Source organism: Skermanella sp. (genome assembly GCF_059503625.1).
Genome location: NZ_JCACHA010000644.1, coordinates 1 through 14371, shown reverse-complemented (window position 1 = coordinate 14371; position 14371 = coordinate 1). Strand labels below are relative to the sequence as shown.

The window sequence follows — 14371 nt, the reverse complement described above, 5'->3', positions numbered from 1 at the left end:
CACAGGACCATGGCGATGAAGGCCCGCTGCCGCTGGCCGCCGGAAAGTTCGTCGAGGAACCGGTGTGCGACGCCGTCGAGTTCCAGATAGCGCGTCACCCGCTCGATATGCTCCCGGTCTTCGGCGTTCAGACGCCCCTTGGTATAGGGGTAGCGGCCGAACGCGATCAGGTCCCGCACCGTCAGGCGCGACATGACCTGGTTGTCCTGGCGCAGGATGGACAGGCGGCGGGCCAGAACGTCGCCGGGCGTCCGGGTCACGTCCATTCCGTCGACGGTGACCGTGCCCGAACTCATCGGCAGCAGCCTGCTGACGATCGACAGCAACGTCGATTTGCCGGCGCCGTTCGGTCCGATGATCGAGATCACCCCGCCGGCCGGCAGGTCGAGCGTCACGTCGTCCAAGACCAGCGTATCGCCATAGGATTTGCTGACGCTTTTCGCTTCGATCATCGGGCCGATCCACGCACAAGAAGAAACAGGAAGAAGATCCCGCCCAGGAATTCGATGACGATGCTGAGCGCCGTATCGAAGGCGAAAACCCGTTCGAGCACGAGCTGACCGCCGGTCAGCGTCAGGATCGCGACCAGGACGGACGCGGGCAGGATCAAGTCGTGCCGGTGCGACCGGATCAGCATGTAGCCCAGGTTCGCGACCAGCAGCCCGAAGAAGGTGACCGGACCGACGAGAGCGGTCGAGACGGAAACCAGGATGGCCACGATCACCAGGACGCCGGTCACCAGACGGCGGTGTTCGACGCCCAGGCCGATCGCGGCGTCGCGCCCGAGCGCCAGGACGTCGAAGACCCTGATCCACCGCCACCCGACGGCGGAAACCGCCAGGACGATGACCGCCGAGATGGCCAGCAATTCGCCATCGACGCGGTTGAAGCTGGCGAACAGCCGGTCCTGGACGACCAGGAATTCGTTCGGGTCGATGATGCGCTGCATGAAGCCGGAGAGACTGCGGAACAGGACGCCGAACACGATCCCGACCAGCAGGAGGAGGTGCAGGCTGCGCAGCCCTCCGGAGAACAGCCACCGGTAAAGCAGCCCCGCGAACAGCACCATGACGGCGATCTCCACGAGGAAGCGCAGGCGCGGGTCCATCGCCGAAACGTCGGCGGCTCCCAGGAAGAAGACGAGGCTCGTCTGGATGAGCCGGTACAGGAAGTCGAACCCCATGATCGACGGGGTCAGTATCCGGTTGTTGGAGATGGTCTGGAACAGGACGGTGGAAACCGCGATCGAATAGCCGACCAGCACCATCGCCGCGACCTTGGTGCCCCGGAACGTCAGCACGAAGCTCCATTTGCCGCGCGCGTCTAGCGTCATGAACAGGACGATGGCAGCCACGGTGAGCGTCGCGAGGACGATCAGCACCGCCCTCGGCGACAGTGCGCTGCGGTCATGCGGCATGGTTGTTCTTCCGCAGGAGCAGGTAAAGGAAGACCCCGCTGCCGATGATCCCCATCATCGTACCGATCGGGATTTCATAGGGGCGGATTACCAGACGGCCGACGATGTCGCAGGCCAGGACGAGACCGGCGCCCAGCAGTGCTACCCAGGGCAGCGACCGGCGCATGTTGTCGCCCCGGAGGATGCTGACGACGTTGGGCACGATCAGGCCCAGAAAGGGTATCATGCCGCAGGTCACGATCACGGCCGCCGTGACCATCGACACGATGACCAGCCCCAGCGACACGACGCGCCGGTAGTTGAGGCCGAGATTGGTCGTGAAGTCCTCGCCCATGCCGGCGACCGTGAACCTGTCCGCCGCGACATAGGCGATGGCGGTCAGGCCGAACGAGATCCAGAGCAGTTCGTAGCGTCCGCGCAGCACGCCGGAAAAGTCGCCCGTCTCCCAGGCGTTAACCGACTGCATCAGGTCGTAGCGATAGGCGATGAACTGCGTGACCGCGGTGATGACTCCGCCGAGCATGATGCCGACCAGCGGCACGACCAGCGGCGACCGCAGCGGGACCTGCCGCAGGATCGCCAGGAAAAGGCCGGTTCCGGCCAGCGCGAAGACGCTGGCCACCAGCATCCGGCCCATGACCGGCATGCCGGGCGCCAGCAGGGTCACCGCCAGGATGCCCAGGATGGCTGATTCGGCGGTGCCGGCGGTCGATGGCTCGACGAATTTGTTGCGGGCGAGCATCTGGAGGATCAGCCCGGACACCGCCATCGCCGCCCCGGCCAGGACCAGCGCCAGCGTGCGTGGAACCCGGCTGACCAGCAGGACCTGCAAGGCATCGTCGGAAACGCTTCCGTCGAGTAGTGAGCCGAACGCCACGTCGCTGACGCCGACGAACAGGCTGAGCACGGCCAGCAGGCCGACGCCGCAAGCGGGAAGAGCGAGGCTTTTCATCGAGGGATACTGCAAGTCCTACTGGGATCGCTTTCCCGACAGCGCCGTCTTGATGCCGTCGACGTTCCGCTGCAACGCCTGCAATCCGCCGCCGACCAGATACCAGTTCGCGGCGTCGAGATAGACCACCTGGTTCTTTTGCCAGGCGGTGGTCCGGCGCACGATGTCGTTGTCCAGGAACTGACGGGCCGACTGCCCTTCGCGTCCGATCGCGGCATCGCGATCGAGCACGAAGAGCCAGTCCGGATTCGTTTCGAGAATGAATTCGAACGAGATCGCCTGCCCGTGGTTGGCGGTATCCAGCTTCTCCACGGCCGGCGTTATGCCGAACTCGGTATGGATCGCGCCGAACCGGGAGCCCGGACCATAGGCGCTCATCTTGCCCCCGGTCGTCAGGACGAGCAGGCCCCTGCCCGCCTTCAATGCCGTCGTCTTTAGCTCGGCGATCGAGCGTTGCAGCTGGTCGACACGCTGGCGCACCTCGGCTTCCTTGCCGAAGATATGCCCCAGCGTCTGGGCGTTGGATACGGAGCTTGCGATGAAATCGCCGGTACCGGTCGTGAGATCGATCGTCGGCGCTATCTTGGACAGGTCCTGATACTTGGCGGCCGATCGGCCGCTCACGATGACGAGGTCGGGTTCTTCCGCGTTGACCGCTTCGTAGTTCGGCTCGAACATCGTGCCGATCTTCACGTAGTCGGGAGAGTTGTACTTGGCGAGATAGTCGGGCTTGGCGCCGGACGGGACGCCGGTGACCTTGACGCCGATCGCGTCGAGAGTATCGAGGGACGCCATGTCGAAGACCAGGACGTTCTTGGGGTTCGACGGTACCTCGGTTTCGCCCTGCTGATGCCGGACGGCCATGTCCTGGGCATGTCCAGGCAGGGGCGCCATGCACATCAGACCGAGGGCCGCTGCGGCCAGCACGGTGAATTTGCGTCGCGTCACGTTAGTCATGTTGTCTCCCATTCATTGCGTAGAAGGCGCCACCTTGCCCGGTTTCCGGCTGTTTCCACCATCGGAAACACCGACCAGACTCTAATAATGCGACTTATTTGCACTGGCAACCTGTTTGCCGCATCTGCTTCGGTCGTAGTCGTAATTGGAGTCATGGTCGGGTGTTGGTCGCTGCTGGTTAGAACGTCGCGTTCAGGCTGACCCAGAACCAGCTCCCTCGCCAATCAGTCAGCTACCTTCCGTATCCGGTTCCACAACCTTGTCAAATTCCGTCAGATCACGTGTCAGCTCACTAGGTGTGACGATCCCTATAGGGACATGACACACTATTCATTGGAATTTTCCGGCATCTGCCCAGATCGCTGACCGATCAATATCTACCAGGCGTGCGCGCCCACTCAATGCCATGGCAACCTCCAACTCGGTTTGCAGGAGCGTCAGCATATGGGCCACGCCTGGCATGCCCCCAACTGCCAGAGCATGCAGAACTGGTTGGCCTACCAGTACTGCGGAAGCTCCCAGTGCAACAGCTTTAAGAATGTCCGTACCTCGCCGGATACCGCCATCCACCAGGACCGGTAGACAGCCGGCAGCTTTCTCCACCACCAACGGCAAGACGTCAATGGTCGCTGGGAGAGTGTCGAGCGTCCGCCCGCCATGGTTGGAAACAATGATACCACGGGCTCCGGCTTCGATGGCGGGTGCGACATCGTTGGGATTCATGATACCTTTGAGCACCACAGGAAGCTCGGTTACCGAACATAGCCATTCTACGCTCTTCCAGGTAGGAGCATCATGGAGCATGCCTTGAAAGACCGGACTGCCGGGATGAGTCGGTTCGAAGCTCACGGGTTGCATGCCAGCCAAGTTGACCGGCGAAATACCGTCGGGCAGCCGAAAGCCAGCGCGCTGTTCCATATTGCGCATTCCACTGACCGGAGCATCGACGGTAAGCACTATGGCCTTGTAACCTGCGGCCTCGGCTCGCCGGACCAGCGATAGAGTATCGTCGCGCCGGGGCTGAGCATAGAGCTGGAACCACAGCGGGCAGGTCGCCTTTGCGGCGATGTCCTCCAAAGTGACGCTGGCCTGTGTGCTGACGGTCATCCAGGTGCGCGTCAAGGACGCAGCTGTAACCGTCGCCAGTTCGCCATCCAAGTGGACCAGTTTATGATAGGCCACGGGGGCGACAATGACCGGATAAGCCAACGCCTTACCGAACAATTCCGTGCGAGCGCTCGCCTGGGATAGATCCTGTAGGGCTCGGGGCATAAGGTGGAGGCGGTCGTAAGCTTCGCGGTTGGCGCGCTGGGTAATGCCGTCCGCTCCGGCGCCCGCAATATAGGCGCGGACGGCGGGATCGACCCGGGACGCGAAATGGCGCTCGTAATCGAACAGCGATACGGTGTCGGGCGGGACGGTCATGGGCGAACTGCTTTTTCAGCCAGAACCGATGCCTGCCGGGCCAGTACCTGCAGGTTAGGATCAGGATGCGCCGCCAGGGCTGCAGCCATGCTGCGGAAGAAATCGGGAAAACCGTTCTCAAGTGCCCGTCGGAGCCATGGCAGGGCCTGGTCGAGCGCTCCATCAAGGATCAGCATCCGGGCATGGTTGAACTGGCCCCAGCAATCCCCGCCCTCGGCGGCCGCCCTGAAGAAGTCTCGTGCCACGGCTTCATCGGTCGGCACGGCCCGTCCGCATTCGTGAAAAAGGCCCAGCATGTTAAGCGCCTTGACATGGCCTTTCCTGGCCGCTGCGGCGTACAACCGATAGGCTGCTTCGTCGTCGGCGGGAACGCCCTCGCCACGGCAATAGAGATCGCCCAGGTTGAACAGAGCCCAGACATCGCCTCGATCCGCCGCTTTCAGGTAATAGGCCGCTGCCCGTTCTGGATCGGGCACGACTCCCCAGCCCCGCTCATGACAGCGCCCCAGCATATTGAGCGCGCGGGCATCGCCACCTCGTGCTGCGAGCCGGAACCAATCGGCCGCCTGTGCCTGCTCCAATCCGCCCCGGTCGAGACAAAGTTGCCCAAATGCAAGCTGGACGTCGGTGATGCTTGGGCCGGTCCCGCTGGGGCTTGGAGGAGTGGCAGGGGACTGTCTACGATCCAATGCGGTCATTATACCTCCGCCCAGCGGCGAAGAAGATTATGGTAGTGATTTACCAGGGACAGGACAGCATGGTTCTCGTCCCCCAGATCGCGGCGCAACTCGATAATCGTCAAGTCCAGATCGTGGAGCATGGTCCGCAACCCATCATCTTTGACAAGGGATTGCGCGAATAGGAACGACGCCCAGCGGGTGCCGCTCGTTACCGGCCTGACCTGATGTAGGCTGCTGGAGGGATAGACCACCGCATGCCCTGCCGGCAGTTTTATCTGCTTGGTGCCGTAGGTGTCCTCGATAACCAGTTCGCCCCCACCATAGTCCTCAGGATCGTTGAGGAAGATGGTGGTGGAAACATCGGCCCGCATGCGCATGCCGCCGGTGCCCGGGATGATGCGGATGCTGTTATCGACATGGGAGCCGTAAGTCATGTTCCGGTCATAACGGTTGAACATGGGCGGCAATACGCGCAAGGGCAGGACGGCTGAGTTGAACGCCGGGCTGCGGGCCAGCGCCCTCAGAATGAGGGTGCCCAGTTCACGGGCAGTCTCGCCATCTTCCGCGATTTGCAGATTGAACTTGGCCTGCGCTGCTTGGGCGCCCGCCGTGACACGACCGTCGACCCAGGGCGAGGCTTCCAGCACCGACCGGCAATGCGCCACCTCTTCAGCGGTGAGAATGTCCGGAATCTGTAACAGCAAGAGCGTTTCCTCGTAGAAGAACCGGCCGGACCGCTTGTGAGGACGGTTCGGCCATGGCAATCAGAACGTGACGCCGGCTGTCAACATGAAGGTCCGACCCGACGCAGGCACCGCGCGGACGGCATTGAACGCCGAGTTGTAGTTTCGATGGTCACTCAGGTTGAACCCGTTGAGCGCCACCGAGATATCCCGATACTCGTAGGATATGAGGGCATCCAGGGAATAGGTGTCAGGGATACGGGCGGTGTTGGCGCTGTCCGACCAATATTCCGATGCGTACTGGATACCACCGCCGACCATGAACGTACCCGGCAAGCCAGCGTCGAATTCGTAGGTCGTCCAAAGGCTTGCGTTGTGCCTTGGCACGTTGGCGGCGTCGTTGCCGACGACGTCCGGATTGGTCCTGGACTCGGTCACCTCGCCGCTCAGGAATGCGTAGTTGGTGTAGACGTTCCACGCCGAAGTCAGTTTGCCGCTCACGCTCGCTTCAATGCCCCTGACGCGAACGCCGAGGCCAGCTTCCGAGAAGCCCTCGGTGATCGTCCCGGTGGTCGGATCGACTGAGTAGGTGTTGCTTTTGTCGATCTGGAACACGGAGCCGCTGACACCCAGACGGCCGTTCAGAAAATCGGCCTTTCCACCGACCTCGTATAGGTCGGTCTGTTCGGGGTCGAAATTCCGCGCGGAGTTCGGCGTTTCGGCCGTGCCATTAGTGACTGCCGCGGCGATATCGGTGCCGATCGGTTTGTAGGAGCGGGAATAGGATAGATAGAGTGACGATTCGGCGGTTGGTTCGTAGATCAGGCTGACCGAGGGACTCCAGGTAGTTTCGGTGGCCTCGCCGCCGGCGATGGTTGGGTTGTCCGAACTGAAGGTGGTGCGGAAATAATCCCAACGTACACCGGCCTGTACCGAGACCTGATCAAGCAGCCACACGCGGTCAGTGAGGAAAACCCCGGTGTTGGTGACACTGGCTTCGCGGCCACCTTCTGGGGGATAGGTGATGAACGTGTTGGCGGAATAGCTGTGGATGGGATTCCGCACGGTCTGATTTGCGGTGCGGTTATTCCAGCTACCGGACTGGCGTTCATCCTTTTGATAGTTGAAATCGATGCCGCCGTTCGCCTTGTGCCGCAGGCCGAACAGATTGCCCTCTATCTTGGTGCCGGCAATGTTCTGAACGCCCCAGCCTTCCTGCTCGAAGGCCATGCCGCCGCCGGCACCGTATGTCAGTGCCGGATCTCCGCCGCTCAGAAAGAGCGCGCTGCTGGCAGCACTCAATGCCGCAGGGTTGGTGGCGGCGAAATCACGCTCGTAATGGCTCCACCGCGTGTCGTTGTAAAAGGACAGGCTGTTATTCACCTCGTGGGAAAGGGTAGAGGTCAGTATGTGGTTTTCCGTGTCGTCGCGGTCGAGATTGCGGATGTAAGAGGTGGATCGATCCAAGCCGAATTCCGCTGCGGGGCGATAGACGCCATCGCTCCCCAGGACCATCGGTTGCCCCATATCGGGAGTCTTCTTGCCGTTCAGATAGATGTAGTTGAGGTGCCAGGTGGTCGAGGTTCCCAGGCCCAGACCGAAGTCTACGGCCAAGCCTTTGCGGTCGACTTCGGCCTCGTCGCGATCTGCGACGTCCTGGTTGTGGTAAAGGCCATTTACCCGCAGCGCGGCCGTATCGCTGATCGGCTGGTTGACATCGATGGTGGTGCGGTAGACGGGACCCGAACCGATGGACTGTTCGACACCCGTCTGGCTCTTCAGGTTCGCCTTCTTTGTTGTCTGGTTGATGACGCCGCCGGAGTTGCCGACGCCAAAGCCGCTCCCGGTCGGTCCTTTGAAGACCTGGACGGCCTCAGTATTGAAAACGTCATGAGTGTAGACGCCGAAATCTTTCAGACCATCCAGATAGATATCACCGCGGGCGGTCAGGCCGCGGATGCGGAACTGGTCGCCGCTCTGTCCACCATTGCCTTCACCGGTCGAGACAGTGATGCCGGGAACGTTCCTCAGGGTCTGTTCCAGCGAGGTAGCGCGCTGCTGTTCAATGATTTCCTGCGGCACGACGTTAACGACACGAGGCGTCTCCTTCACCGTTTCGGGGAGGCGGGAGACGCCGGTGGGCGCAGCATTGACGTTGCCCGGCACCGGAGCGTCGGCGCCCACCACGTTGACTGGATCGAGGATAAGAATGTCATCGGACGAAGTGCCCGGCACTTCCCCATTTCCCGAAGCGTTCGTCTGTGCGTCCGCCGCCATCGGAAAGGTAGAGAAGGTCATGGCCAGACTGGCAGTCGCGGCACCAGTGAGCACGGGCCTGAGGCAAATAGGGGCGGTGGTTTGTCGCATAGAACTCTCCCGGAATTCGCCACGGCAGGTGTGACGATCAATACTGGGCCTTCTACTAACCGTACCGTTTTCGCCAGCAAGAGCTGAGATTTAGAAGCATTCTAAATTGCAAAAATCGCGCGTGGCGTGGGTATGGCAAAAGGTGCTGCGATGCGCTCATAAAGCTAGGCAAGTGTTGAGTGAGCTTGAGTGGGACAGGCCGCAGGGAGATGATTATTGCTTTATTTTCAAAGGTTAAGGCCAAACAAATGCTGTTTGTTGCAGCGGTCTCAAGGGTTGGGGAAAGGTGCAACTACCAGACTGTTGCATTAAAAGCACATCGATATTAATAATTACTCGCAGTGACGTCAGGCCATCATGTATGTCTGGTCTTCCAAAGCAGCTCCGCTTGCTGCCATGCCTCGTCGAAGCTCATCCCCTCGATGCTGGGAATGGAAAAGAGCGCGAAAGCAGCAGTGCCGGTGATGATCCGCTCCGCCCTGGCGTCTCGGGTCGCTCCGGTCCACACCCCTTGCCAGTACTCCAGGCTGGTCACGCGTGGCCGAGGGGTGGCTGGAGGTTCGGCCATGCGCGCCGGGAACACGAGATCATGCGCTTCACCATTGACGAGGCGGTGCATGGTGGTCCGACGGAAGGGACTGAACTGGGCAACGTCGCGGACATTGCCCAGCACTACCATGTTCTTCCATTCCAGGATTTTAGCAGTGTCGCGATGCAATTCCTTATACGATGGCTTCGCCACACCAAGCAGGCTGGTCCTGCTGTCGACCGGCTTGAGCATGTGAACTGCCTCGAACGCCACCGAGCGGATCTGCGTCAGACGGTGCAGGCCGATGAGCCTGTGAATCTGAGGAGCCAGATCGGCGAGAGGGATGTAAACGATCTTTTCCCGTACCAGAGCCGACACAATTTCGTCAGCCGTCCTGCCTACCGGAATTTGCAAAGCTGCGGCAAGGACATCATACCGGCCGGCAGTGGCGCCTCCTCCGGTATTGCCATGAAGTACGACCCGATAACCCGCCTGCGCCACCAAACGGGCCGCATGAAAGAACCATGGCGGATTATGGTAGTTGGGCGAGGTGAAACACGGCCAATCAACGTCTGCCTGGAGCGTCCTGCCGAGTCTGGCTGCCACATGGGTATGCATTGCCCGCACAAAACCCGCAAGTTCCGGCGCAGTTGCCCCGCGCATTCGAACCATGCCGAGCAGAGCGCCGATTTGCACCGGGTCTGCATTACCCGCCAGGATGATCCCCATCGCTTCTTCGGCTTCGTCGGTGGTCAAGGGGCGGCCATGCCCACCTCCGGCAATCCCAAGCACGCCGATGTGCCGCGCAAGCCTATCATGGGCGGGGGCATCCTGTCCGATGCTATCCAACTTCGCCAACAGTTCGGATGGCGTGGGCTGCCCGTCGAGCAGATTGGCTGACCTAACCTTCAGGGGCGGTGTGGGGAGAACACGCGGCACGTTCCACTGCGGATCTAACTGTGCCTCCTGCGGCACGTCGCCCGTCTTCACGTCGAACACGGCATCGATCTCCATGGCGAGCGCCTGGACTTTGGGACGCAGAGCTTCAGCAAATGGAGTGGGAACGAGGCCGCGCCCTGTGCGGACAAATAGCGGATCGCCCAGCTCTTCGCGCAATTGCCCTAGCAGGCGGCTGAGAGCTGATGTCTGAAGCCCCAGATGCTTAGCCGCCAACGTGACGTTTCGTTTCGACAGCAGGGCGTTCAATGCAATGATCAATCGTCCTCGCACCAACTTATCGCCCGTTCGTCTGGATTTGAGCTTCTCCAGGCACGGCGTGGTTGGAAGATCATTGATTTTACCCATTGTTCGCTTTCGGTTCTACAGCAACTGCATGGTTTAGCGGCGATGATGCTGAGGTGATAATGATATGCAGTCGCGATATTGCGCAATACGAGATACAATGTCATCAAGTTAGCCGGTGCCCGTCCTTTAATTGTGCATGGCTAAACGAAGTGGCTGCGGTGGCTTACATTTCCTACGAGCATGTCTTGCGGGTCATAGCCAGCGCAACGGACCTGAAGCAGGAGATCGGCGCCACGGCGGGACCATCGCATCTGCTGGGATTTGTTCATGCGGCGGTTGACCAGGAAGTTGGCGGTGCCTTCGGTGAGCGCTGTGCCGACCCGCAAACCAGCCCGATGGCGCTCGGCATAATTGACCAGCCAGGCGCTCTGGCTGGTCAGATAACGGTCGATCTCGCCCAGCGCTGTCCAGAGCCGGCGTGACGATGGAGGGACTGTCGAGCGATTGGGGGTGCAGTGGTGAATAGGGTATGACCGACCGACTTTATGGCTGGTTGGGGATCAGGAATGGGGTGGGTTTTGCGCCTGGTGGAAACCGGGATCGATGGGTCGAGCCGAAGCGTCGACGTGATGGCGCTCGATTGCCCCAGTGATCTCAGCGACATCGCGGGTCTGGGGTTGACCCTGGCGCAGGGCAAGCGGCTTGTGGCTCTGGTCCAACAGGAAATCGTCACGGCTCAGAGCCGGGATCATGCGGTCCGACGGCCGGACTGCCGAACCTGCACCATCCCCTGCCATGTCAAGGACTACAGGCCTCACCAGATCGCCACCCTGTTCGGTCAGGTCATGCTCCGGCTGCCCCGCTTCCACTGTGCCGGTTGCGGCGGCGTGGAGGCTGGCCACGGCTGGCCGGCGCATTGCCGCTCGACACCTGAACTCGATCAGGTCCGGGCGCAGTTTTCCGCCTGTATGCCCTACCGGGTCGCCGCCGGCGTGCTCGAACACCTTCTGCCGATCGATGCTGGGATTGACCGCGAAACCCTGCGCGCCTGCACGCTCAAGGTCGGCGCGGAACTGCGGGACGCCGCTGCGACTGAGCCGGCAACGGCGGCCACCGCGATCACATTGACCCTTGATTCAACCTTCATCCGGAGCTGCGAGGCGGGTCAGCGTCATCTCGAAATTCACCTTGGAAATGTCGAAACACCTGACGGCAGCCGGCAGGTGTTCGCTGCGGTCACGAAAACAGACACTTCGATCACAGCGCTGATCCGGCGCGGCCTCAAGGAAGTCGGCCACACCGACGAAACCGAACTGACGGCATTTACCGACGGCTGTTCCGGTCTGCGCTCGATCCTGGTCAAGGCTGGCGTCACCAAGCCGCCGGGCCTCGACTGGTTCCACATTGCCATGCGGCTTCAGCATGCCGGGAAGACCGCGGGCACTCTGCCGGCCGAGACGCCGGAGCAGGAGAACGCCAGGGCCGTGATCGTTGCGGAGGTTGACCGCCTGCACTGGCGCATCTGGAACGGCAAGGCAAAGGATGCCAAGGTCACAATCGAGCGCATCCGCGCCGTCATGCCAGTCTTCCAGGGCGAACAGAGCGGCCGAAAGAAGGATCCATCGTCACGCCGGCTGTGGACGGCGCTGCGCGAGATCGACCGCTACCTCACCAGTCAAAGGGCCTGGCTGATCAACTATGCTGAACGCCATCGCGCCGGTTTACGGATCGGCACATCGCTCACCGAAGGAACCGCGAACTTCCTGGTCAACCGCCGCATGAACAAATCCCAGCAGATGCGATGGTCCCGCCGTGGCGCCGATCTCCTGCTTCAGGTTCGTTGCGCCGGCTTCAATGGCAAACTCGGGTCCAGCTTCGGCCAGCTGTTCCAGGCCGTCGATCCCGCCTCAGAGCTGGCCATGGCGGCCTGACCCCCAATCGCTCGGCAATCCCATAGAAGGGCTGGTCAGGTCATCCGATTTGGCACAATAGCTCCATCCGATTTGGCACAATAACACCCTATAACCCATTGATTATAAACAGAAAATCGGCTCTAGAACAATAACTGTTGAACATAAGAACACTAACATGTGTTGTGTTGTGTTTTTATAAATTTTATTTTATTTTGTTTGAAATGCACTGCGAAGTTGTCGCCGGTTCTGTTACCTCCCAGCCCCCACGCCGATCATGCCCCTAGAAGTTCGTAGGAAGCTCACTGGTGAGGCAAAGGGGGTCGGCATGGGGGTAGTCCCATGGTGCCCTTTTCGGCCTACCAGAGCGCTTTTTTTCGCCTTTGGCAGGAAACGTCCCCAAGCTTGAGCACCATTGCCGGCAAATTCCCGACAGAGAGCCACCGTGGGCCCATGATCGACATGCTTTGCGCGAGGTCAAGCAGGCTGGCCCGTCCGTCCTTTCATTCCGATCGCTGGCACCGTTGGCCCGCAGCCATGGCGACGTAAACCATAGTCGCGATCCTGTTGATTAAGAACCCACCGCATATTGAGACATCATTCATCTGGTTATAAGAATATTCTCCTTGATGTTGGATCCTCGATGGTTTTAGCTGGTTTTATATGAGCGAGCTGTCTTTGCCATCTTCCATATCATCCCTTAGCCGGTGGGTTTCAGGGGCTTTTCGCCTGTGATCTTAGCAGTTTCCCGGATCGCGTGAGTTTATCGCTCCACATCGGAGTCGTTTCCGCCCGGCCTGGGGGTGGATGGACGAGGCCATGTCGGTCGACAACTGATTGGGGGTGATCGGCCCAACGTAGGTCGTTGTCGATCTGGACGCCAAGACCTATGCGGCAATCCACGACAAGGCTACATGCTGCAAGACGGTAGCCGCGATGGTAGCGCAGGTGCTCTTACAGGAATGGACGCCAGGGAGGAGGCCAACCACCACCTACCAACTGAGCAAGCAACCACTTGGCTCACATGGTTATGACCATTAGTACATTATGGAAAACATTGCTCAAGCAATTGCCCGTTGCTAAACGACCACCGCATTGTAAAACGGGGGAGATATGAACGGCATCGACGCACGACACCGACTGATCGAGCGGAGCCGCGTACTGGCACCGGCTTACGCGCAGGCGGTACTGACAGGGGACATTCAGGATCTGCTGCTCGTGCGCCAAGAACTCGCCGAGACCATGATCAAGGCGGATGAACTGATAGCCGAGCGCATAGAAGCGCAGATCAGGAAAAGGCTAAAAGCAGAGAGGAAGATATTTCGCCGGTAGGGTATCGCCTTGGTAGTCAGGAGAGACCACCAAGAAAACCGTTACGAAATCGCTGTTTTGGGCATCAACAGCCTTCCACCCATTTTCAGCCGGTTCGAAGTTACTGCTATCAGACAGCTCTCTGACCGGCTTGCAGGCGGTTCCCTGCGAAGGCTATTGACGTTCCATCGTAGGCGAATTGGTCGACCGCTCGGTGGCGACCTCAGCTGACAGGAATTAGCATTTGGTTAATCGTAGACGAGAACCGATGGTCACCCGCGGAACATGGGTATTGGGGGAGTGGCCGCTCCCTCTCGTCCGGATCAAGTGTGAGAAGTGCCAGCGACTGGGTCAGTACCACACGCAGCGGCTAGTAGATCAGCATGGCGCTGACATGAATATGCCGGAGCTTCGCCATGTGTTGGTTCGGTGCTCCAAGCGGTACACGATGAACGATCCGTGCCAAGTCGTTTTTGTCGATCGGGTCGAGCGCTGACCCAGACACAACAGCGACCCGCATTTCGGGAGATGGCGGGCCGCTGTGACTTACCAGACGGGATGATGGCATTAAGCCAGGGTAAATTCCCCGGTTTGGAAAAGCGCATTTCCGCTTCAGCGTCCGTAGAGTTCGTCGATGTCAAAGGCAATTCCCGGCGGGTCCAGTGCGATCCTTCCGCTTGAGACAATGTGGGTGTCGATGTTGCCATCCGGAGCTCGTCGATGGTGAATCACGCCCCGCCTGGCGGTCAGCACGATGAGGTAGTGGATGATGCTGGGAACGCGGAAGTAACCATCCAGCTTGGCTCCCGTGTCGACACCCTTGGTCCCGGGAGACAGGACCTCGACAACAATTACGGGATTGGTGGCGGCCGTGGCGTCATCGGGGAGCGGCGGG

General features: G+C 60.3%; 13 protein-coding genes. 3 read left to right on the top strand and 10 right to left on the bottom strand.

The features are described 5' to 3' along the window. The 9 genes from AC5JJ6_RS19565 to AC5JJ6_RS19525 all read right to left on the bottom strand — a co-directional run. Nucleotides 1–452, bottom strand: a 452-nt coding sequence (locus tag AC5JJ6_RS19565) for an ATP-binding cassette domain-containing protein (protein WP_496043663.1), incomplete at its 3' end; no start/stop codon positions are given. After that, complete coding sequence (locus tag AC5JJ6_RS19560) at nucleotides 449–1417, bottom strand: iron chelate uptake ABC transporter family permease subunit (protein WP_496043662.1); 969 nt, start codon at nucleotides 1415–1417, stop codon at nucleotides 449–451. The genes AC5JJ6_RS19560 and AC5JJ6_RS19565, both read right to left, overlap by 4 nt. After that, nucleotides 1407–2369: an ABC transporter permease gene (locus AC5JJ6_RS19555; RefSeq protein ID WP_496043661.1), complete on the bottom strand. Its 963-nt coding sequence runs from the start codon at nucleotides 2367–2369 to the stop codon at nucleotides 1407–1409. Before AC5JJ6_RS19555 ends, AC5JJ6_RS19560 begins: the two co-directional genes overlap by 11 nt. A gap of 18 nt (nucleotides 2370–2387) precedes the next feature. Further along, entirely contained in the window at nucleotides 2388–3326 is a 939-nt protein-coding gene (locus tag AC5JJ6_RS19550; RefSeq protein ID WP_496043660.1) for a siderophore ABC transporter substrate-binding protein, read from the bottom strand. A gap of 330 nt (nucleotides 3327–3656) precedes the next feature. Further along, on the bottom strand, nucleotides 3657–4751 hold the full coding sequence (locus tag AC5JJ6_RS19545) for an alpha-hydroxy acid oxidase (RefSeq protein ID WP_496043659.1): 1095 nt from the start codon (nucleotides 4749–4751) through the stop codon (nucleotides 3657–3659). Continuing rightward, the gene (locus tag AC5JJ6_RS19540) at nucleotides 4748–5332 is read right to left on the bottom strand and encodes a tetratricopeptide repeat protein (protein WP_496043658.1); all 585 of its coding nucleotides are present in this window, start codon (nucleotides 5330–5332) and stop codon (nucleotides 4748–4750) included. The genes AC5JJ6_RS19545 and AC5JJ6_RS19540 overlap by 4 nt, the downstream gene beginning before the upstream one ends. 116 nt (nucleotides 5333–5448) lie before the next feature. After that, nucleotides 5449–6135 carry a Fe2+-dependent dioxygenase gene (locus AC5JJ6_RS19535; protein ID WP_496043657.1) on the bottom strand — a complete coding sequence of 229 codons (687 nt, stop codon included), beginning with the start codon at nucleotides 6133–6135 and terminating at the stop codon, nucleotides 5449–5451. Between the two features lie 60 nt (nucleotides 6136–6195). Continuing rightward, nucleotides 6196–8481, bottom strand: a complete 2286-nt coding sequence (locus AC5JJ6_RS19530; protein WP_496043656.1) for a TonB-dependent receptor — start codon at nucleotides 8479–8481, stop codon at nucleotides 6196–6198. 355 nt (nucleotides 8482–8836) lie between these two features. Continuing rightward, the gene (locus AC5JJ6_RS19525) at nucleotides 8837–10315 is read right to left on the bottom strand and encodes a glycosyl transferase family protein (protein ID WP_496043655.1); all 1479 of its coding nucleotides are present in this window, start codon (nucleotides 10313–10315) and stop codon (nucleotides 8837–8839) included. A 158-nt stretch (nucleotides 10316–10473) separates the two neighbouring features. Between AC5JJ6_RS19525 and AC5JJ6_RS19520 the strand changes: the two genes are divergently transcribed. From AC5JJ6_RS19520 to AC5JJ6_RS19510, 3 genes are all read left to right on the top strand, one after another. Beyond that, entirely contained in the window at nucleotides 10474–10737 is a 264-nt protein-coding gene (locus AC5JJ6_RS19520) for a hypothetical protein (protein WP_496043654.1), read from the top strand. Nucleotides 10738–10821: 84 nt separating this feature from the next. Next, nucleotides 10822–12186: an ISKra4 family transposase gene (locus AC5JJ6_RS19515; RefSeq protein ID WP_496043653.1), complete on the top strand. Its 1365-nt coding sequence runs from the start codon at nucleotides 10822–10824 to the stop codon at nucleotides 12184–12186. Between the two features lie 1092 nt (nucleotides 12187–13278). Beyond that, nucleotides 13279–13497 (top strand): hypothetical protein, encoded by a 219-nt coding sequence (locus AC5JJ6_RS19510; protein WP_496043652.1) that lies wholly within the window; start codon nucleotides 13279–13281, stop codon nucleotides 13495–13497. A gap of 591 nt (nucleotides 13498–14088) precedes the next feature. On the opposite strand, the gene AC5JJ6_RS19505 is transcribed toward AC5JJ6_RS19510, so the two are convergent. Continuing rightward, nucleotides 14089–14371 (bottom strand): Uma2 family endonuclease (locus AC5JJ6_RS19505; RefSeq protein ID WP_496043651.1); only part of this gene is annotated, 283 nt, incomplete at its 5' end.

Excerpts from the sequence above, each read along its gene's own strand:
- AC5JJ6_RS19560 (WP_496043662.1), bottom strand. The coding sequence starts at position 1,417 with ATGCCGCATGACCGCAGCGCACTGTCGCCGAGGGCGGTGCTGATCGTC.
- AC5JJ6_RS19555 (WP_496043661.1), bottom strand. The coding sequence starts at position 2,369 with ATGAAAAGCCTCGCTCTTCCCGCTTGCGGCGTCGGCCTGCTGGCCGTG.
- AC5JJ6_RS19550 (WP_496043660.1), bottom strand. The coding sequence starts at position 3,326 with ATGACTAACGTGACGCGACGCAAATTCACCGTGCTGGCCGCAGCGGCC.
- AC5JJ6_RS19545 (WP_496043659.1), bottom strand. The coding sequence starts at position 4,751 with ATGACCGTCCCGCCCGACACCGTATCGCTGTTCGATTACGAGCGCCAT.
- AC5JJ6_RS19530 (WP_496043656.1), bottom strand. The coding sequence starts at position 8,481 with ATGCGACAAACCACCGCCCCTATTTGCCTCAGGCCCGTGCTCACTGGT.
- AC5JJ6_RS19525 (WP_496043655.1), bottom strand. The coding sequence starts at position 10,315 with ATGGGTAAAATCAATGATCTTCCAACCACGCCGTGCCTGGAGAAGCTC.
- AC5JJ6_RS19515 (WP_496043653.1), top strand. The coding sequence starts at position 10,822 with ATGGGGTGGGTTTTGCGCCTGGTGGAAACCGGGATCGATGGGTCGAGC.
- AC5JJ6_RS19510 (WP_496043652.1), top strand. The coding sequence starts at position 13,279 with ATGAACGGCATCGACGCACGACACCGACTGATCGAGCGGAGCCGCGTA.